Consider the following 21213-nt stretch of genomic DNA (forward strand, 5'->3'; position numbering starts at 1 on the left):
CTTAAAACCGTGCGACTAATCCCAAAAGATCCTTTTGGGTTAATGTTTTCAAAATAGAAGCATCCGTTTTGACCAGATCGTTGGCAAGGTCTTTTTTCGACTCCTGTAACTCCATGATTTTTTCTTCAATGGTACCCGGACAGATCAGCCTTACCGCGATCACATTTTTCTTTTGCCCGATCCGGTAGCTGCGGTCAATGGCCTGGTTTTCAACCGCGGGGTTCCACCACGGATCAATCAGGTATACATAGTCCGCTTCGGTCAGGTTGAGCCCGGTACCTCCTGCTTTCAAACTGATCAGGAATACGCGTACGTCGGCATTGTTCTGAAAATTTTCAACGCGTGCTGCCCGGTCACGCGTCTGGCCTGTGAGGTACTCGTATGCGATACCTCTTTTTTCCAGTTCTGGCCGGATCAGGTTTAGCATGGACACAAACTGGGAGAATACCAGGATCTTATGCTGTGGTGATTTGCTTTCGATCTGTTCAATAAGTGTATCAATTTTTGAGGACGAATTCCCATAAAAAAGATCATCATTAAGCAGAGCGGGAGAGTTACATATTTGCCGCAACTTGGTGAGTCCTTGTAAAATATGAAGGGTATCCCTGGAAATGTCGACCTCGTTGCGTGTGTTGAGAAATGTATAAAATTCCAGTTCATATGCATTGTAAACTTTCCGTTGTTCATCGCCCATTTCGCAATAGATCACCATTTCGGTTTTGTCCGGCAGTTCTGTCGCAACCTGTTTTTTGGTCCTCCTGAGAACAAACGGATTGATCCTTTTTTGTAGCTCTCTGGCGCGGTCATTGTCCTTAAATCGGTCAATAGGAATAGAAAAATGGTTTCTGAATTGCGTTTTATTGCCCAGCAGGCCCGGGCAGGCAAAGGAAAGCTGACCGTAGAGGTCAAATGTATTGTTCTCAACAGGCGTACCGGTCAGTACCAGTTTGTTACGCGACTGCAAAAGCCGCGCGGCCTTGTACCGCTGTGATTCCGGGTTTTTAATGGCCTGCGACTCGTCGAGGATAATGTAGTTGAAATGATACTTTCTAAGAAAATTAACGTCAGAAAGTAATGTGCCGTAGGATGTCAGAATCAGCTCATACCGATCAAAATCGGTGATTTCTTTTCCTCTATCGGAGCCGTATATCGTCAATATTTTCAGGTCTGGCGCGAATTTCTTGACCTCTGCTTCCCAGTTGAAAATCAGTGAAGTAGGTACAATAATCAGGTTCGTGTTCCTGACCTCTTTCTCTCTTTGTGACAACAGAAACGCGATCACCTGAACCGTTTTTCCCAAACCCATATCATCGGCCAGGCAGCCGCCAAAACCGAAATCGTCCAGAAAATTCAGCCAGTTCAAGCCTTCTTTCTGGTATTTGCGCAATTTGGCTTTCAGGCTTTTAGGAACTTTGACAGGTTTAATGGTGTCAAAGCTCGCAAATGCAGACTGATAAAACGTGATTTGCTCCTTCACGTCCTGCGCCAGCGCTTCCGCCTCGTACATTTCGGCAACGGAAATGAAATTGATTTTCGGCGTCTGTATCATTTCTCCCGTGATCTCACCTGCCTCGAAGAATTTGGCGAATTTCTCAATCCATTCTTCGGGCAGTATGCCCAGTGTGCCATCACCTAGCTCTACATATTTGTTGCGGTTTTTAACGGCTTTATGTAAGTGCTTTAGTGTCACTTTCTGGCTTCCAAATTGGACATTCGCAGTGGTGTTAAACCAGTTGATCCCACTGGCAACATGCACAGATATTTTTGCCCTGTTCTGATTTAACCTGTTTTTAGTGAGCGTATTAAAGCCAAGAATGGTAATGCCTTCGTCCCGCCATTCTTCAAAAATATGTGGAAACCAGTCTTCGCTTAAAAACCGTTCGCGATGCAGGTAGAAAAAGTCTTTGCCCAGCTGCTCTTCAAAGTCGGGGTGTTGCCTGAGCAATGTGCTGCTGAAACGGATTTCGGCATCCGTATCCCGTTCAATGGTGAAAGGGTAACCATGATTGTCAACCGAGTAGATCTGTTTTCTTGAAAAAACAGGCACTTCCACATCACCGTATTTCATCACGGGGGTGATCATTACATAATTTCCGACGTCTTCCAGGTAAATCAGTTTTTGGGTTTGCTGATCAAAACCCTGCTCTTTTTTTTGCTCGGGAGTGGCAGGTTTCAGGTACGAATAAGTGATACCTATTTTGTGCTCAATTTTCGAAAGCAGATTTTGTCTGAACTCTTCAAATTTGGTATGATGGATAAAAATCTTCTGGTTATGCTGCCTGAAAAAGGAAATGGTTTTGAGGATATCTTCATGGTCAATCAGGTAGAGCGAATCCAGGTACAGCACAAAATAGTCGTAAACCAGCTTCACCTTTTCGAGATCCAGATACACGCCGTCCAGGATGAGATAACCGGTGATCTGAAAAAACAGATCTTTCCGGGCAATGGTCAGCTGCATATCGATCGCCGACTGTTCCAATTTGACAGGTCTTAACGACGCTGCATTAATGTTCTCTGAAACCGCAGGATTGTGGTAGTAAAAGTCCAGGTCGAGCGGGTTACGAACGATGGATTTCAGGCCGGCAATGTCCGAGTCAGCGTTTTTCTTGCGGAAGTTGTTTTGAAACGCAGAAACGGCTGCATGAAATTTAACAGCGTTAGTATTGTCCATCTGCCATACCATTTCTAATGGATTCTGAGGCGTGAGAGGGTTTTTTAGCTTTCCATCCTTTGTGACCTGTGCGTCGTATAGTTCCAGGTAAAAATGATTGTAATACTTATTCTGGCCCAGTACAACAATGGTTTTTGAGTATTCCGAAGTCGCTTTTGCACCGGGTATGTCCAATGCAGGTTTTGTGATCAGCTGGTCTTGAAAAAAAGCGACCGATGACTGGTTTACGGGAATCAGCTCTTTCAATTTTGGCTTGATCACCAGCTGTCTGTCGGTATATTCCAGCTTAAAATATTCATCAGGATCGGGCTCATTTTCCAATCCGTAATCCAATGCTACCTGCCTTATTTTTTCGAACCTGATCTTTTGGTCAAAAAATGCGCGCAGGTCTTTACGGTTCATCAGGTTATAAAGTACCTGTATTTGATGCTCACAGAGTTTCCTCTTGGGAGTGCTGCAATCACAATAGAGGTTTACAGAATTTGCGTTTTGGCGGATTACGACTTTCAGGGATTCTGTTAATGTACCGGGAATCTGGAACTGGCCATAATTAATGTCAATATCGGTAGGTTGTATCTCGAAAAAACCACGCCTGCCAGTTTCGGGCAGTTCAGCGCTATTTTGTAAAATATGTGTCGTGGATAAGTCAGATAGGTTAAACTCAGAAAATGTAAAATTGTGCGTTCCCGTATTTACAGCTTCCGTAGGCTCATTCTTTTTCATGTGGCAAATTAGTCAACAAATTGCTGAACGCAGCAGAAATCAACGGGGAGCAAGTACCGATAATTTGATAAAAATAACGAAATTGCCTGCATTCAGAGCCGCAGAGGCATTTTACAGATTACTCCAAATTTAAATTTTTCCCAAATGAAAATCGGACTAGCAGCGGATCACGGAGGATATGAGTTGAAAGAATTCCTGAAATCTTTCCTGATAGAAAAAGGGCACAGTGTGAGGGATTTTGGCGCTTTTAAGCTGGACAAGCAGGACGATTACCCTGACTTTGTTATTCCAATGGCCCAGGCCGTTGTCAGCCAGGAGGTAGAGCGCGGTATTGCAGTTTGCGGAAGCGGGGTAGGAGCCTCAGTAGCAGCCAATAAGGTGTCCGGCGTTCGCGCAGCTTTAATCAATGATCATTTTTCGGCACATCAGGGTGTGGAGGACGATGACTTGAATTTGCTCTGTCTGGGCGGACGGGTAACCGGTAATATGGCCGCTCAGGAACTGGTAGAAGCATTTTTGAATGCAGAATTTACCGGTGCGGAAAGACATATGCGCAGATTGGGGAAGGTGAAGGCAATCGAGAAATAGCGTTTGCAGTTAAATAATAATTAGACTTGGTAAGTCTTGAAGACGGAGTCGCCCAGACTTGCCAAGTCTTGCCACATCTGTTTTGGCATTATTATTTTGCAAAAACGCGTTAATGAAAAAATTGACCTGCCACCATTTCTTGAAGCTTACCGCTTTTCTTTTATCTGTTTCTGTCTCAGCGGCTTCCGCCCAAACACTGGCTGACACGCTCAAAACCGTACCTGCGGACTCTGTCATTTCGGCAAAACCCGACACCGTCCCAGTACCTCCGAAAGTGCTGATCGATACGGTTAAATACCGTTTTATTGGTGACGGAAACTTCACGCGAGGTAATGTAAACCGCAGTTTGATGGTATTACGGGCAGAAGTTACATTCAGTGGCCCGGTCATCAACATCGCTACCAACCCCAGATTTACCTATGGAAAGCAGAACGGCGTGCTGGCCGAGCGTGACAGCTATCTGGATTTGTTTGTAGATGTGTTCAAAAAAAGAAAGACCTACGTTTTTGGTCTGGGTGTATTGGAAACCAGTAATCTGAGGAGAATTGACCTGCGGCAAATGGCCGGTGCAGGGATCGGTTACCGCGTCGTAAAAACGAAAAACAATGACCTGAGCCTGACCAATGCCATTCTCTACGAATCGACCAATTTCAGGGAGATCGCCACGGTCAGTACCATTCGAAATTCTTTCCGGATCAAAGGAAAGCACGCTGTAATGCAGGATAAAATCCGCTTTAACCACCTCACATTCATTCAGCCTGCTTTGAATGATATCTCTAATTTGCGCTGGAACACGATATTGTCCATCGAGCTGCCACTCAACAAATGGATCACGCTGCGCACCAGTTTTGAAAACTCTTACGAAAGTGTGGTGGAGTCGACCCGCAAGCGAAATGACTCTCGGGTAACTTTTGGTATTTCGGTGGGAAATAAATAGATCCTGGCGGCGTCTCCTTTGTAAGGGAAAGACATTTATAATGATGTCTTATCAAGAGCACATTATATATTCAGAATTTGTGCTTTACTAAGTAACCATCACATTCCCAATCTCGCAATGAAAGAGTCACAGGATAACCGTCGTCAGTTTATCAAGAATTCGGTCAATACCGCCGCCAGTCTAATGATGTTACCAGCATTAACCAATGAAGTACTCGCTTCGGTACCTGCCCAAACAGCTGAGCCGGTCCCGGCGGTGGCGATGCCGCCGAGAATTAAATTTTCTGTGATTGGAATTAACCACGGCCACATTTACGGTCAGGTGGAGGCAGTGACCAGAGGTGGTGGTGAGCTGGTTTCGTTCTATGCCAAAGAAGCAGACCTGGCAGCCGCATTTGCAAAGCGCTACCCGAATGTGAAGCAGGCCCAGAGCGAAGCGGAGATCCTGGACGACAAATCCATTCAGCTGATATTGAGCTCAGGTATTCCTGATGAGCGCGCTCCATTGGGCGTAAGAGTGATGAAGAGTGGGAAAGATTATATGGTCGATAAGCCTGGTATTACATCGCTAGAACAACTGGCGCAAGTCAGGAAGGTGCAAAAGGAAACCAAACGTATTTATTCCATCATGTACAGCGAGCGCCTTGAAAACCGCGCGACGATCAAAGCCGGTGAGCTTATTAAGGAAGGTGCGATCGGAAAGGTGGTGCAGACGATCGGGCTAGGGCCGCACCGCATGAATGGTAGCACGCGCCCTGAGTGGTTTTTTGACAAAAAACGTTTCGGCGGTATTATATGCGACATTGCCTCTCACCAGTTTGACCAGTTCCTTTTCTTCACCGGATCCACCAAAGCTGAAATCGTTGCTTCCCAGGTAGGGAATGTAAATCATCCTCAGTATCCCAAATTTGAGGATTTTGGAGACACTATGCTGAGAGGAAATGGAGGCGCAGGCTACATTCGCGTCGATTGGTTCTCCCCCGACGGCCTTAAAACCTGGGGTGACGGACGTTTGACGGTACTGGGTACGGAAGGTTATATTGAAATTCGTAAAAACATTGACATTGCTGGCAGAGAAGGCGGAAACCACCTTTTCCTGGTTAATAATAAAGAAACACAATACATCGATTGCAGCAAGACCGAGCTTCCTTACGGCCGCCAGCTTGTCGACGATGTGGTCAACAGAACTGAGACTGCTATGTCGCAGGAACATTGTTTTCTGGCTACGGAACTGGCCCTGAAGGCTCAGAAGAATGCGCAGAATGTTGCGACGCTGAGTTAAAAGGGCCGCATTGATCCGTCCGCTCACTTAAACCATCTCAATATGAAACTGAGTTTGATTTTAGGGATTTTCCTGGCAGGTACCGCCTGCGCCCAGGATCTTGTCAGCAACGCTGACCGTGAGATTGTTTTCACCTCTGTGAATGTGATCCCAATGGACCGGGAGACGGTTTTGAAGGATCAAACGGTGGTGGTTAAAAGCGGACGGATTACAGCTTTGGGTGAAAGCTCAAAGATTAAGTACAGCAAAAATGCATTGGTCGTCAATGCAAAGGGCAAGTACCTGACTCCGGGCTGGTCGGAAATGCATGCGCATGTGCCTGCGGTGGATGATCTGGCGCCGATGAAAGAGGTACTGATGCTTTATCTTGCCAACGGGATCACCACCATCCGCGGCATGCTGGGCAATGCAAAGCATCTTGAATTAAGGGACAAGGTCAGAAAAGGAGAGATTCTTGGGCCGAATTTTTACACCACCGGGCCGGCATTCAGCGGGCAGACCATCAAAACGGCGGCAAGAGGTATCGAGCAGGTCAAAGAAGAGAAAGCTGCCGGATATGATTACCTGAAATTGCTTCCCGGCTTGACCAAAGAAACATTTCCTGCTATTGCGAAAACCTCCCGGGAACTAGGTATCGGCATGGTAGGCCATGTTTCGTTTAATGTAGGAGTATGGGCTGCCATTGATGCCGGATATTCTTCGATTGATCATTTGGACGGTTTTGTGGAAGCCATTACGCCCGGTATCGATACGTTGGCCGAACAGGAAACAGGCCTGTTTGGTGCCTGGATCGCATATTCTGCTGATACCACAAAAATCCCTGCATTAATAAAAGCATTAAAAGAGAAAAACATCAGGGTGGTGCCAACCCAAGCCATTGCTGAGCGCTGGCTTTCACCATTGCCCGCCAGTGCGTATGCCACGGATCCGGATTTGAAATATATGAAACCGGAAGAGGTAAAAAACTGGATGAATGCAAAGACTGGATATACGGGTAATGCGAAATTCACCAAAGAGCACGCCGAAGCTTTTGTCAATATCCGTAGAAAACTGATTCTGGCTTGTCAGAAAGGTGGGGTGCAGTTGATGCTCGGCTCCGACGCCCCGCAGGTTTTGAATGTACCGGGCTTTGCTACACATCATGAAATGAAGTACCTCACACTGGCTGGACTTACACCCTTCGAAGCATTGCAAACCGGAACTGTCAATGTTGCGGATTACCTCAAAAAAGTTGATTCGGGAGTCATTAAAACCGGTAACGCTTCGGATCTGGTACTTTTGAGCGGCAATCCGCTGGAAGACATTAGCCAGACGAAAAATATCGAGGGCGTTATGATTGGCAGCAAATGGTTGCCCAAGTCTTACCTGCAAGCTGAATTGAAAAAACTAGAAAAGCAGTAATTAGTCTTCGTAGATCATTTTTCGGGTCATTCCTCCATCGATAACCAGGTTGATGCCTGTGATAAAATCGTTGGCAGGGTCAGTCAGGTAGAGGCACGCTTTGGCGATATCTTGGGGCTTTCCGACGCGGCCTGCCGGATGCTGAATGTGATCCGTTGGTTTTAATTTCTGATAATCTCCCGTCTCAATCCAACCCGGGCTGATTGCATTCACTGTAATCCTGTCAGCACCAAGTGAGATAGCCAGGGCGTGTGTCAGCGCCAGAATCCCCCCTTTCGAAGCCGCATATGCTTCGGTATTGGGTTCGGACATTAAAGCACGCGTTGAGGCAATGTTGACAATGGAGCCTTTTTGGCCGATGCTCATGACCTTGGCCACTTCCCGCGAACACAAAAATGTACCACGCAGGTTGGTATTGATCACGTAATCCCAGTCTTCGACTGGAAGGTTGTAGGGTGAATTGCTTCTCCCGAGACCTGCATTGTTGATGAGCACGTCAATGTTGCCTAACTCGTCATGTTCTTCTTTGACAGCGCGGACGATGTCGCTGGGCACGGTAAGATCAATGACACGTGAAATGATCCTGAACCCTTCCTTTTCCAATGTTGCCTGTACATGCCGAAGCCCATCCGCATCCCGGTCCCAGATGACCACGGTCGCGCCCTGGCGCGCATATTGTTCTGCAATGACGCTTCCGATGCCACTTCCGGCACCGGTTACGATTACGACTTTATTTTGATAGGTTAACATTTTGCTTTTACATAAATGTCAGATACTGCTATTGCGAAAGTGCTGCAAAATCTTCGTCAGACAATTCAATGTTGGCTGCTGCCAAGTTTTCATTCAAATGTTCCAGCGAACTTGTGCCCGGAATCAGGAGGATATTGGAAGCGCGTTTTGCAAGCCAGGCTAATGCTATCTGGGCGGTAGTAGCCTGATGTTTTTCAGCAATACTGGTGATTTTGCTTTTCAATTTATCCGGGCCCGAAGCCAGCGGATACCAGGGAATAAATGCCATTCCTCGTTGAACCGTATAATCCAGCACATTCTCCCACTGTCTGTTACCCAGGTTATATAAGTTTTGAACAGATACAATTGGAATCACCTTTTCTGCACTCTCGATCTGTTTGACATCTACTTCCGAGAGGCCGACATAGCGGATCTTACCAGCCTGCACGGCGTCTACCACAGGTCCGAGCGTCTCAGCAATGGGGAATTTAGAATCGAAACGGTGTAGTTGCCACAGATCGATCACGTCCAGTTTGAGTCGTTTTAAGCTTCCTTCGATTGCTTCTTTAATGTGTTTGGGATCTCCGTTGACGATCCATTTATTAGGCCCGGTTCTTTCAAATCCGCCCTTGGTTGCGATCAATAGGTTTTTGGGATACGGATACAAAGCATCTGCGATGAGGACTTCGTTGGTATGCGGGCCGTAAGAATCGGCTGTATCTATAAAGTTTACCCCGGCAGCGACGGCGGCTTGCAGCACCTTTTTGGCGGTATCTCTGTCGGGCGCATCTCCCCAGACGCCCTTGCCGGTCAGCTGCATTCCACCGTAACCAACTCTATTAATTTCGATATCTCCGCCTACTTTGAATGTAGACGCGCTTTTTGTTGTGGAACTCATGTTACATCTGTTAAAGGTTGCTCATTTTAAACCAATCGCCGGGATTATTCATTCACCTGGGACGGTTTCCGACGATATTAATTTTGGTTTACAAATCTCACGCCAGGGACGGTCCGCCTGGCACAGTTTTATTTTAAGAGAAGTAACCAAATGCGTTAAATACTATGAACACGACCATATATGAGGACCGTGCCAGAGAACTGGTATCGGAAATTTTGCAGATTATTGAAGCGAAAGGATTGAACCTGGAAAGCGCTTTGGAGGAAGCAGGTATCTCCCAGGAATCGGCCAATCATTTCATTCGGAACAAAGGTGTGCCAAGCCTTTCGGAATTTATCGCCCTGTGTCAGATTTCAGGCATTCAGTTTCACTTACCATCCATAGAAACCCCCAATACAGCCATGTAAGGGCGTATTTAACCAACTTCGAAATTGAAATCACCATTCATGACAAGTTTGGCGTCAATGGCTTCGGGGTTTCCTGGAATTTGTAGCCCCTTTATTTTGGTGGTTTTGCCTTTGCTAAGCAGGTCGAAGACATGCTTGTCAGTTAGTTTTTTGCCTAAAAACTCGAATGGTATCTTAAACCCGCATGCCTGAAAGTTGGCGCAGCCGTAAGCAGTTTTGCCTTTTTTGAGCAAATGCTGCTTGCATTTGGGGCAAGTGAGGGTCTCTATTGCGATCTCTTCTTTTGGCTCTTTGGGTTTGGGCTCTTTTTTTGCTTTTTCTTCTTTTTCAACCACTACTACTTCTTCTGCGATGGTGATCGCGCGCGTACGGTTGCTTTTTACTTCCTGGGTCAGGTCTACAACCATCTGGATCAACTCTTGTTTAAAAGTTTCCATCCCGTACTCGCCTTTTTCGATCAGCCGGAGTTTACGCTCCCAGTTTCCGGTCAGTTCCGCGCTTTTCAATAACTCGTTCTGGATCGTGTCAATCAGGTCCATACCGGTTTGCGTAGCGAAGATATTTTTCTTCTTTTTTTCTATATACCTGCGTTTGAAAAGCGTTTCAATGATGTTGGCGCGGGTGGATGGCCTGCCTATTCCATTGTCTTTGAGTAGCTCACGCATTTCCTCGTCTTCAACCTGTCTTCCGGCGGTTTCCATTGCCCGTAGCAAAGTCGCCTCAGTGTAGGCCTTTGGAGGAGTGGTTTTTCCCTGATGCACACGCGGTTCGTGCGGGCCGATTTCCCCCACTTCAAAGTTAGGCATCACCTTTTCTTCGTCGGCAGCTTCCTTTTTGGCACTGGCGTCATTGGCATACACCGCCCGCCAACCCGGTTCAAGGATTTGTTTTCCGGTAGCTTTAAATTCGACCTGGCCCACTTTCCCCAAAACGGTCGTGTTTGAAACCTTACATTCCGGGTAAAAAGCGGCTATAAACCGGCGAACGATCAGGTCATATATCCGTTTTTCATCCTGGCTGATGTGATTTGGCAAAACACCCGTCGGGATAATGGCGTGGTGATCTGTAACTTTTTTATCATCAAATACCGTCTTGGATTTAGGAATAGGTTTTTCCAGAATAGACGCGGTGTATTGCGCGTAGTAGGTCAGCTCCCGCATGATTCCCTCAATCTTGGGGTGCAGATCCTCCGAAAGGTAAGTGGTATCAACCCTGGGGTAGGTCACAAACTTTTTCTCGTAAAGGTTCTGAATATGTTTCAGTGTATCTTCCGCTGAATAACCGTATTTTTTGTTGGCTTCTACCTGTAATGAGGTTAGGTCAAAAAGCCTTGGATTGCCTTCCTTGGCTTCTTTTTTCTCAAATGATGTGATTTCAAAATCGTGTTGCAGCAGGTACGCCAGTCCTTTATTGGCTTTTTCCGCGCTTCGCATCCGGTCAATGGTTGCGGTGAATTCTGTTTCCCGGTAAATGGTTTTCAGCTCCCAGTACTCCTCAGAAACGAACGCGTCAATCTCCTTCTGGCGCTGGACGATGAGGGCCAGGGTAGGGGTTTGCACGCGCCCTATCGAGAGCACTACCTTACCCTGCCCGAATTTTTTGGTGAACAGGCGCGTAGCATTCATTCCCAATAGCCAGTCACCGATTGCCCTGGCGCTGCCGGCTGCATAAAGATTGTTGTATTGCTCGCTGTCTTTTAGTTTTTCAAAGCCGTCACGGATCGCCTGTTCGGTAAGCGACGAAATCCAAAGCCGCTTTACCGGTACCGAGCATTTGGCTTTCAATAAAACCCACCGCTGGATCAGCTCACCTTCCTGGCCCGCATCCCCGCAATTGATAACCTCCTCGCACGCCTGTATCAAATGTTCGATCACGCCAAACTGTTTGACCGCGCCCGCATTGTCTATGAGTTTAATGCCGAAGCTCGATGGGATCATCGGGAGGTCTTCCAGCCGCCACGATTTCCATCTTTCGGTATAATCGTGCGGTTCTTTCAGAGTGCAGAAATGCCCGAATGTCCAGGTAACCTGATATCCGTTGCCTTCATAATAACCGTCCTTGCGCTGATTAGCCCCGATTACATTCGCTATGTCTTTTGCCACACTTGGCTTTTCAGCAATACAAACTTTCATATTATTCTTTACAAACGGCAATGCTCAGTGATTGGCTCTGCTTCCGATTACCTGGTTTTACGTTCACTGAGGTTGGCAAAGTTTATGATTTTTATTGAAACTATCGCACCGGATTTTGCCAATTGGGTGGCTGATATAACCTGTACGAGCGTCCACGATGCTGCAAAAAACAGCTGAAATTGACCGGATACTCAATATTTTAAGTTTTTGAGAAAAAATTTTTAAATTTTTTTTTGAGCCGCGTGACATTTCTGAGGGAAATATTCGGCGAATTTGCCTATTGGTATAGTGCACTCAGAATATTATTTGGATTTCAATGCTTTTTGTGAAATTTAATAATAGCCTTTGTTCGGTAACAGTAACAAGGTAATAAGGTGCTTTACCGACACAGAATTTTTTTAGGCGACAAATTGAAAAAATAAGTGACATTTAAATTTTCAATCTTTAAATAATACCATTTTATTTAATCAATTTTTAACCTCGTTTTGTCGATTTTTGACCCTGTTTTGCCATAGATAGTTTTGTTTGTTGTTGCACTGAACGTTTGTATTCAGAATATTGTAGTATATTTGTACCAGAATTAGATACTAGAACAAGAAACAAACAGTAAACACTATTACCAATGAAAAATGCAAAAAACATGTTAGTTGTAGCCTTGATGGCAATCACTAGCGCCGCTTATGCCAATACGAATAACTCCACATATAAAGTTGAAGAGAAAGTTAAGGTTGCAGTTTTGAACAACGCGTTACCCGCAGCGCTTCCAGTTTTGGAAACTCCTGCTCCACAAAACGCAAAAGCTACAAATGACACCAATAAACACAGCGCAACACAGAAAGCAGCTATCGTAGGACTTCAGTTGAAAAGTAACACTACGAAGTAATTTAAAGAAACCTTAGTTAGAAGGTTTTGTTGCCAATTAGAATTAAAAAGAGGAGAATTCATTTCTCCTCTTTTTTTGTGCATTAACTTTTATTGACCAGAACTACCTACCTAAAAAAGCTTCCAATCGAGATCATCAATAGCAGTGATTCTTCTTTGGAGGTTCCCGCGCTGACATTGAAGGCGAACTGTTCGCGGAACGGAGTAACATAAAAGCCACCACCATAACCCTGATGCCAGTAGCGGGCACTCGAAGGGTCTGATTCCGCCCAGACACGGCCTACATCATAAAAGCCCCTGATCCCGATCTTCAATGGGATGAACGTGTTTTTTGTTTCGGTCAGCTGGTAGCGCAGCTCGGTGTTCAGGAATGCCTTGGATTCGCCTGTAAACCGGTTTCTTTTGTAACCTCCCAGGTCATTCAATTGTCCGATGGAGAAGAGCTTGTAAAAAGGCAGCTGACCTTTGGTGACGCCTCCGCCAAGTCGCAGTCCGAATGTGAGCGGGTTTTTGGTACGTGTGGAAGCATACTGTTCCAGTTCCAGCTCGGAAATTGAAAATACCTTGTCCTCTGACTTGGATATATGGCCCACGTGTTGGGTCAGCTGTACCATGAAGCCTTTTTCTGCTAATGATGCCCTGTCCCGAAAATCAAGGTTTAAAATCCCTTTTGCATAGAGCAGATTAAGTTTTTTTACCCCGAAAATGTCAGGATTGTCAAACAGGTAGCTGTTATTTCTTTTAATGCCCTCGTCTATTTCGTAGTTCGCGGTCAGCTCTATTTTGCTTTGCTTCCAGAACTGGCGTTGCGCCCCGGCAGAAACTGACACTGAATTGTATTGGGTACGGTAGTAATTTTTAGGCGCGTCATTGTTTTTCCTGGTATCGTTGCCAATGCCAAAGAAAAAGTTATAGTTCAATGGTCTGGAAATCATGATTTGAGAAATCCCGTCCCATTTACCGATCAGCTGCCGAAACTGGTTCGCGTAGCTGAATTCGTAGTTGCCCTTGATGCTGACAGAGGCTTTGAACGCATGCTTGGACGAGAAATCAGGTTTTGAAAAGCGTTGACGGGTGAAGGTCACCCCGCCGTGCAAAGCGACTCCGGTGAATGGGTTATAGGTGATCAGCCCAATTGGCATATAAGTATTGTACTTGAATGCATTCCTGTTGTATTCGTACAAATGCTCATCCTTCGGTTTTACATTGCGTCCTTCGCTTCCCAGGTCCATGGCGGTATTCTCGCCTTTTTCATAGACCAAGGTTGCAGGTCTGCCACCTTTGACATCGGAATGGTCTGTAACCGAATCGTCCCCGCCACCACTGATCACACGCACCAGGATCGATTTGGGTGCTTCTCCTTCGATATCGAACACATCATCACCAAGTAAACCGAACAACCTGATTTCACGGGTTTCATTGGGATAAAAGGTTCTGTGATAGTAAATTCTGGAAAGGTCAGCCTGTTTGTTTTCTTTACTGACATCATACACAGTTACCTCCACTGAGCCGTCGGGCATGCGTTTAACCTTAAAGTACTCCGCTTTATTGGAGCCTACCACATCCACCTCCCTGGCCAGCATTTCGTAATACTGAGCTGCATAGGTTTGCAGGTCTTTAATGCGGATTTTTAGTTTTCGCTCAATTTCTTGTCCGTCTTTTACATAGATCTCAGCGGGCATTTGATTCACTGCCGCTGCGATATCTGCCTCCGAAACGGCATTCTGAATCTCCTTAGCAGCATTGACCCATTCAGTTTTGGAAAGCTCGTTTCCTACAAAGCGGTCCAGGTGCCGCGCCTGCCACATCAGGCTGCGAAGCCCGGCAATCCTCTCCCCAAAGTTCTCTCCGTTTGGCATTCCCCATTCGCGGTCGGCGAGCCATGGAATTATGCCGTCCCACCTTGAAAACGCGTGATCGCGGTCTCTGGGAATGGGCCTGAAAAGTTCACCATCTTTGTCCTTATACCCCGCCCATTTCCAATTGTCTTCATGTTTGCTCCAATCTCCTATCCACAAATCGAACATACGTGCACGGGCAAATTCGTGACGATCTACGCGGTTGTCGTGATCGTGATACAATTTTCCAAAGAGTTTGAAGCTTTTTTCAATGTCTTTGGCACCGCCAAAAATTTTATCCTTTTCAATTTTATCCGTCGGTCGCTCTTCCAGCATTCCGAACAGGTTTCCGTAATCTTCCTTGAAGGTTCCGAGCTTGTTGTCTTTGGGTAAAACAAACAATTCTGGCGAAGCGTGAAGGATGCCAATTTTGTCTAACAGAGGCGCTACGGCCAATGCACCATAAGGCTGCTGGGTCGAGGTCTGGTCTTTTAAAACCTGAGAAACAATGGTACCTCTCAACTCATAGCTGAGTGCGCGGAAAGGGTCTTTATCGACCGACCGGAACACATATTCCTTGCCATTCCCGGCGACCAGTTTAAGTGAAGTCGTTTGTCTGCCGCCCCCTTTACCATTGATGATAAGACCTTGAAAGGTGGTGTCCATGTCCAGGAAGGGGACTTTTACCGGCTTGGTCCAAGAATCCCGGTAGTGTTTGCCAAGCCAGGTTTCCTTGAAGTTTTTGCTCGCATATTCGCCCCCGCCGGCAACAATGGTATCGTTACGGGAGGCTACATCCATCTTGCTGGAAGGGCTGATGCTATTTTTGCAAGGCTGAAACAATGTGTTTTTAACACCCAAACCTCCATTTTCACAGGCCGATTGCATTAAAATGTCGCTATGCGCTTTTTCCAGTTTGTTATCATTGATCACGAAATGCTGATAGGCAACAGCCCCGTTTTCCTGGTAGGTAATTTCAATAAAACCACTTTTGGAGGAGGTCAGTGCTGCTTTTTTGCTTCTGGCAGCATAGTGACCAGAGGCAGGTGCTCCGCTGTTGATATAAAAATTCTCCCCTTTTTTGACAATGGACTGATTATGCTCATGACCCGAAGCGAAGATCAGGGAAGAGTAGTCTTGCAAAACGCCATCCAATTTGTAACGGAATGCGTCAAACTGCTCGTTGATAATGTCTTTTCGTGTTCCTACATTTTGCCGGAACGCTACCATTGCATTGCCCACAAGCGGCGGAAACAAATAGGAGGAAGCGGCAAACCTGCCTCCGTAATTTCCCAATGATTCGAGCGGAAAATGGGAGAGTACCATCACGTTCTTGTCATTTACTTCGTCCAGTGTCCCTTCCAGTTCTTCAATAAAATTATCGGTGTCCGCTATCGAGCAAACATCGGAGGAGGGGATCGGTTTTTCATGCGGGTGATTCCACCATTGGGAATTAATAATGACGATTTCCAGCGTGGGCAAGGAGAATGTCCACGGGCCTGGGCAGCCACGCTCAATGAAAACATGAAATCGGTTATGCTTATGCTGTTTTAATGTTTTTTCAAGCGCCTCCACTTTCTTCCAGCCGTCGCGGCCGGAATCCTGCCAGTCCTGGTCGCCCTGATTGAGCAGGATTTGCAGCTGGGGTGCGCGGTCGAGAATGCTATTTGCTTTAATTTTCCAGTTGCTGATTTGCTCATTGGAATACGAATCCGGAAAAATGTCTCCATTCAGCACCCAAAGCACCTGTCCCGGGTTACCGGCCAGGTATTGGTCCATCAAACTGAATAGCTCGTCAGGATTTTTAAAATCAGCCGTGTTTCCGGTGAGAACTACTTTCAGATCTGCCGACCGGGCCTGAAATGCGAATAAGATCACAGCTAAAAAGGCCGAGAAAGCTCCTAGAAGTGGAATGGCAAACGTGGACGTCGTGTGTAAATGTTTTTGCAAAGTCCCGGAATTTAAACGTTGAATGATTTTACAAGGTAGCACGATTTTGGACACTTGTAAAGGCCAGATTAACGCTGAATGTTGTATATATGAATTATAATGAGGTTTTTTAGCGTTAATTCCAATGGAATCTTAGTCAATGTATTTTAAAATAGTGCCCGCATGAAGCTTTTGCTCATCGAAGACGAACCCAATGTTATTTCACTCATTCAAAGAAGCCTTTCTGCCTCGGGGCACGAGATTACGGTAGCTATGGATGGCCAATCCGGCCTGGAAATGGCCCTTCGACACATCTTTGACATTATCATTCTTGACCTGATGATACCCGTCATCAACGGTATGGAAGTGTGCAGACGCTTGCGGCATGCCCAGTCTAAGACACCTATATTGATGCTGACCGCGCTGGGCACGACGGAAAATATCGTTTCCGGCCTGGATGCTGGCGCGGACGATTATATGACCAAGCCATTCAAGCTGGCTGAGCTGGAAGCCCGTTTGCGAACGCTGACCCGCCGGGGCAAAGAGCCGGATAAGGAAAAAAATCAGGATATGCTGGTACTGGGAGACCTTATATTGGATAAGGTAACGAAAACAGTTAAACGCAACGGGCAGCTGATTGACCTCACAGCAACCGAATTCAGGCTGCTGGAATATCTGCTCGAAAATACCAACAGAGTTTTGAACCGGATGGAGATCCTTGAAAATGTGTGGGATATCAATTTCAATCTGGGTACCAATGTCGTGGATGTTTACATTAACTATCTGCGGAAAAAAATCAATAAAAATCATCCCGTCAAGCTGATACATACGGTTTTTGGGATGGGATATGTAATCCGGGAGGCATATGAAGATTCAAAATAAAATTGCCGCGATCTTCACGGTCCTTTCGGCGGCCATTATCCTTGCGCTCAGCATTTTTATATACATTTTCGCCTCGGAGAGCATTGCGGAGAGCTTTTTTCACCGGCTGGAAGTTCGCTCGGACATTGTCGGCCACGCGGCAGCGGAAGAGAACAAGTCAAAAACATCGATGTATTATGACTTTAAGGAAAAGCACCTTGGCGATCTGCCTTTTGAAAAGCACCGCGTAATTTGGAGCGGAGATTCGGTCAAGACCCGGCATTTTAAAAAGAAATTGCAGCTAGCCGAATCATTTTACACCGACATTGCTGCGGGTACTCCCACGCGGTTTTTCAGGGGCGATACTTCTTATGTTGGCCTTGCGGTCAGCAATGGCAGCCAGAAGCTGTTGATCATTTCTTCGGCGGTGGACCTTTTCGGACTGGCGGAAATGGACAATCTTAAAAATCTGCTGCTCATCGGATTTCTTATCTCCATGATCTTTGTTTTCACGTTTGGAAAATTGTTTTCAGCCCAGGTTTTTAACCCGATACGGCGTATTATCCGAAATGTAAAAGGCATTAATGCCCATAATCTGCATCAGAGGCTTGTTACGGCAGGCAGCCAGGACGAGGTTGCGGACCTGTCCAGTACATTCAACGACATGCTGGACCGGCTGGAAATTACATTTGAAATACAGAATAATTTCGTCAGTAATGCCTCCCACGAGTTCAGGACACCGCTTACGGTGATCAGCGGTGAAGCGCAGCTGGGGCTTGCCATTTCAGATATACCACAAGCGGCCAGGGACTCATTTACAACCATTCTTCGCGAAGCTGAAAAACTGGAACATCTCACTAACAGTATGTTAAGTCTGGCCCAAACGGGTTTTGACGGTAAAAAAGAGCAGTGGGGCGTTTTGAGAATCGATGAGCTGATCCTGTCTGTAAAGGAAGCCGCCGATATGATCATGCCGGGGAATCACATTAAAATTGATTTTGATAACTTGCCTGAGGACGACGAAAAACTTAGCCTTAACGGCAATGAAACGCTTCTGAAAGCGGCGTTGACAAACATTGTTCTCAATAGCTGCAAATACTCTGATAACAAGCCTGTTGACATTCAGATCAGCGCAAATCAGATCCATATGACCATCGATATCATTGACCACGGGATTGGTATTCCCGACAAAGAAATCGGGCAGATCTTCGTACCGTTTTTCCGCGCCTCCAACACAGTCAAGTACAAAGGATATGGCATTGGATTGCCTTTGGCCAACAACATTATCCGCATGCACCGGGGAAGTATCCATGTACTCAGTAAGGTCGGCGAAGGTACCAGTTTCAGCGTACAGCTACCGATCCGCTACCATTGATTCTTATCAGATCTTAATATTCTTATCTCATTTTAATGACTCTCTCACTGTATTATAACCCGGCTTTTAGTCCGTGCTAATCTCTCTGCCGTAACCTTGCATTATCAAATTTTTGATAAAAAGCATTGTTAATCAAAACGATAGAAAAATGAAAACGGTCATGGTTCCCAGTGATTTTAGCCCCGAGTCAGTACAGATAGCCGAGGCAATTTTGAGAGACTCCACAGAAGAGGTACGTCTAGTTTTTACGCACTTGTTTCATGTAACAGACGACATTCAGGACCTTCTTTTTTCAAATTACCGGGAAAAAGAATACGAATTGGTGCCCGAAGCGTTCTGGCGCGAATGCAGGGTTTTGAAAGGATGTTATGATCCCAAACTGAAAAGCGTCCGCATTGCCTTTTACTATGGTAATAAGCTGGCCTCGTTCAAAAATTTTCTCGAAGCCAATGAAGCGGATTGCATTGCCTACTCCGAAAAGTATGGTGTCCCCAAGCTCAGCAAAAGCAGCCTGGACGCGCTCCCAGTGATCAAAAAAGCAGGCCTTCCTCTGCTGAATGCTGACCTGATCAGGGTATCGGAACTGTCCGGATCGGATAGTTTTCTATGATTAATACAAGCCTGAAATATACTCACGCGACCAACAAACTAAGATTATGCTATTAAAAAAGAACATTCCGATCCGATACATTTTCGGTAAGATCAAATATGAAATCCTGTTTGTGACCATCTATGGATTTGCGATTGAGGTCATTTACCAGAACTTTCACATTACAAATATTTCTATTCCCCTGACCGTGCAGACGGTATTGGGGACGATTATATCACTTTTGCTGGCTTTCCGGTCTAACCAGGCCTACGACCGCTGGTGGGAGGCACGTATTATCTGGGGAGCCATTGTGAATGATTCCCGTACGCTGGCCCGTCAGGTCCTTTCACTGATGGAGAGCCCTTTTGAACCGGACCATATTGAGGCTTTTAAACACCGTATGATCAAAAGACAGATCGCCTGGTGTTATGCACTTGGAAAGGGATTACGCCGGGACGACCCGATGCCGCTGATCCGAAAATTTGTTTCCGAAGACGAATTTGAGTTTGTGAAAGACTATGACAATAAGCATGTGGGGCTGATGCAGCTGCACGCGAGGGACCTGAACAATGCATTGAAACAAGGCTGGATTAATCCTTATCAACAAGTAGAGATCGATCGCACGATCACGCGACTATGCGACTCGATGGGGAAGGCGGAGCGGATCAAAAACACGGTGTTTCCGGCGACTTATAGTCTGTACATTCATCTGGCGCTGCATTTCTTTATCATACTGCTGCCATTTGGCCTGGTTGACCTGTTTGGATTTCTGATGGTGCCGGTACTGATCGTGATCACAGCTTGCTTTTTTCTGATCGAGAAAATGGCGATTCATTTGCAGGACCCATTTGAAAACAAGCCGACCGATACGCCTATGCTGTCCATTTCCAGAAATATTGAGCGGGATTTGAAACAAATGATGCAGGATCAGCAAGTACCGATGGCCTTTGAGGCGGACAAATTTTATATTCTGTAAATTAAGGTTCAGTAAAATTGCCGCGGATGTAACAGTCTGCGGCAATTACTATTTCAGACCATTGTGAATGTCGGTCAGAATGTTGGAATCGTCGCGTACCCAGTTTCCGGTCGCGTGTTTTTTATGGTCTCCGTAACGCAGATAATCTTCAAAAATACCGTAAGCTTCCATCGCATCCTCTCTGGAATAAAAGCTGTCTATCCACGACTGGGGTATCTGTTTCCGCTCCACGACACCAATCCCGACATTATAGAATTTAATGATCCCCTGCGAAAACTCCTTGGAAACGTATGCCTGTTCTCTGGCATTTGCTGCTTTGAGAATACAAATATTATGCAGGATGTAATTTTTTAGCCTGTCCCGGACCTGCCGCTCATTCTCATGCTGGGTTGGTTTGAGCCGCCATTTGTTGTTTTCAGAATAAAATGGGTCCTCCTTAAATTTTTCGGTTTTTCTGGCATTTTCAACCAACGAGATTGAATTGTCCTGTGAAAATTCAAAAGTGAGCATTCGCAGTCCGTTGACATTTACTCCAAACGCGGCCTGGATCTCTTCTGTCTTTTTATTGGAAGTTAGAAAAACAGATTCCGTGAGACTGTCGTAAGACCATTTGCCAAAGCTATACTCCCCATTGTCTTTGATCTGGGTAAATGTCCCGTCTTGAAAAAAAGACATTAACAAGTCCTGATTTTTGGGCGGCGTTTCAAATTCGACGGGCGCCTGTCCGGTCATTATCGGGTCTGAATCGTTTACCTCCTTAAGCCGCCAGGAGCCATTCAAATTACTGCTTCTGGGTTGGATAGCATCCTTTAACGCCTCTCTGCCCAATCTGGCGGAGTTTCTTTTCCCGGTGCGATAAATGATTCCATGATGTTGCATCATGGTAATGATGATGAAGAGTATAATGAGTTTGACAGGAGTCATTTTTTAGAATTTTTGACCGGGCTGCTTCTATATAAATTTAAAAAAATCTTTTCCAAAAGTCCTAATCTTCAT

At 45.9% G+C, this 21213-nt stretch carries 16 protein-coding genes; 10 read left to right on the forward strand and 6 right to left on the reverse strand.

Annotated features, from left to right (window positions below):
• Position 1 precedes the first annotated feature (1 nt).
• Positions 2 to 3394, reverse strand: a complete 3393-nt coding sequence (locus tag ON006_RS07080; protein ID WP_244819179.1) for a DEAD/DEAH box helicase — start codon at positions 3392 to 3394, stop codon at positions 2 to 4.
• A 144-nt stretch (positions 3395 to 3538) separates the two neighbouring features.
• Between ON006_RS07080 and ON006_RS07085 the strand changes: the two genes are divergently transcribed.
• The 4 genes from ON006_RS07085 to ON006_RS07100 all read left to right on the forward strand — a co-directional run bounded on the left by ON006_RS07085 (position 3539) and on the right by ON006_RS07100 (position 7601).
• On the forward strand, positions 3539 to 3982 hold the full coding sequence (locus ON006_RS07085; protein ID WP_244819178.1) for an RpiB/LacA/LacB family sugar-phosphate isomerase: 444 nt from the start codon (positions 3539 to 3541) through the stop codon (positions 3980 to 3982).
• Positions 3983 to 4094: 112 nt separating this feature from the next.
• Positions 4095 to 4919, forward strand: a complete 825-nt coding sequence (locus ON006_RS07090; RefSeq protein WP_244819177.1) for a DUF481 domain-containing protein — start codon at positions 4095 to 4097, stop codon at positions 4917 to 4919.
• A 117-nt stretch (positions 4920 to 5036) separates the two neighbouring features.
• On the forward strand, positions 5037 to 6200 hold the full coding sequence (locus ON006_RS07095) for a Gfo/Idh/MocA family protein (RefSeq protein ID WP_244819176.1): 1164 nt from the start codon (positions 5037 to 5039) through the stop codon (positions 6198 to 6200).
• Positions 6201 to 6242: 42 nt separating this feature from the next.
• The gene (locus tag ON006_RS07100; protein WP_244819175.1) at positions 6243 to 7601 is read left to right on the forward strand and encodes an amidohydrolase family protein; all 1359 of its coding nucleotides are present in this window, start codon (positions 6243 to 6245) and stop codon (positions 7599 to 7601) included.
• On the opposite strand, the gene ON006_RS07105 is transcribed toward ON006_RS07100, so the two are convergent.
• The gene (locus ON006_RS07105; RefSeq protein ID WP_244819174.1) at positions 7602 to 8351 is read right to left on the reverse strand and encodes an SDR family NAD(P)-dependent oxidoreductase; all 750 of its coding nucleotides are present in this window, start codon (positions 8349 to 8351) and stop codon (positions 7602 to 7604) included. It abuts the gene before it with no gap.
• A gap of 28 nt (positions 8352 to 8379) precedes the next feature.
• Complete coding sequence (locus ON006_RS07110) at positions 8380 to 9228, reverse strand: aldo/keto reductase (RefSeq protein WP_244819173.1); 849 nt, start codon at positions 9226 to 9228, stop codon at positions 8380 to 8382.
• 164 nt (positions 9229 to 9392) lie between these two features.
• Between ON006_RS07110 and ON006_RS07115 the strand changes: the two genes are divergently transcribed.
• Positions 9393 to 9635: a transcriptional regulator gene (locus ON006_RS07115; RefSeq protein WP_244819172.1), complete on the forward strand. Its 243-nt coding sequence runs from the start codon at positions 9393 to 9395 to the stop codon at positions 9633 to 9635.
• Positions 9636 to 9643: 8 nt separating this feature from the next.
• Here the strand turns inward: ON006_RS07115 and ON006_RS07120 are convergent, their stop codons facing one another.
• On the reverse strand, positions 9644 to 11767 hold the full coding sequence (locus tag ON006_RS07120; protein ID WP_244819171.1) for a type IA DNA topoisomerase: 2124 nt from the start codon (positions 11765 to 11767) through the stop codon (positions 9644 to 9646).
• Between the two features lie 622 nt (positions 11768 to 12389).
• On the opposite strand from ON006_RS07120, the gene ON006_RS07125 reads away from it, so the two are divergent.
• On the forward strand, positions 12390 to 12650 hold the full coding sequence (locus ON006_RS07125; RefSeq protein WP_244819170.1) for a hypothetical protein: 261 nt from the start codon (positions 12390 to 12392) through the stop codon (positions 12648 to 12650).
• Positions 12651 to 12756: 106 nt separating this feature from the next.
• Here the strand turns inward: ON006_RS07125 and ON006_RS07130 are convergent, their stop codons facing one another.
• A complete protein-coding gene (locus ON006_RS07130) occupies positions 12757 to 16437 on the reverse strand; it encodes a BamA/TamA family outer membrane protein (RefSeq protein WP_244819169.1) in 3681 nt (1226 codons plus the stop codon).
• A 162-nt stretch (positions 16438 to 16599) separates the two neighbouring features.
• On the opposite strand from ON006_RS07130, the gene ON006_RS07135 reads away from it, so the two are divergent.
• The 4 genes from ON006_RS07135 (at position 16600) to ON006_RS07150 (ending at position 20217) form a co-directional block, all read left to right on the forward strand.
• Positions 16600 to 17298, forward strand: coding sequence for a response regulator transcription factor (locus ON006_RS07135; protein ID WP_244819168.1), 699 nt, complete (start codon positions 16600 to 16602; stop codon positions 17296 to 17298).
• A complete protein-coding gene (locus ON006_RS07140) occupies positions 17282 to 18652 on the forward strand; it encodes a sensor histidine kinase (protein WP_244819167.1) in 1371 nt (456 codons plus the stop codon). Before ON006_RS07135 ends, ON006_RS07140 begins: the two co-directional genes overlap by 17 nt.
• Positions 18653 to 18800: 148 nt before the next feature.
• Entirely contained in the window at positions 18801 to 19262 is a 462-nt protein-coding gene (locus ON006_RS07145) for a hypothetical protein (protein WP_244819166.1), read from the forward strand.
• A gap of 46 nt (positions 19263 to 19308) precedes the next feature.
• Positions 19309 to 20217 carry a bestrophin family protein gene (locus ON006_RS07150; protein ID WP_244819165.1) on the forward strand — a complete coding sequence of 303 codons (909 nt, stop codon included), beginning with the start codon at positions 19309 to 19311 and terminating at the stop codon, positions 20215 to 20217.
• A 48-nt stretch (positions 20218 to 20265) separates the two neighbouring features.
• Here ON006_RS07150 and ON006_RS07155 read toward each other — a convergent pair whose 3' ends face one another.
• The gene (locus tag ON006_RS07155) at positions 20266 to 21141 is read right to left on the reverse strand and encodes a hypothetical protein (protein WP_244819164.1); all 876 of its coding nucleotides are present in this window, start codon (positions 21139 to 21141) and stop codon (positions 20266 to 20268) included.
• Positions 21142 to 21213 lie beyond the last annotated feature (72 nt).

This window comes from Dyadobacter pollutisoli (assembly GCF_026625565.1).
Classification (GTDB): Bacteria; Bacteroidota; Bacteroidia; order Cytophagales; family Spirosomataceae; genus Dyadobacter; species Dyadobacter pollutisoli.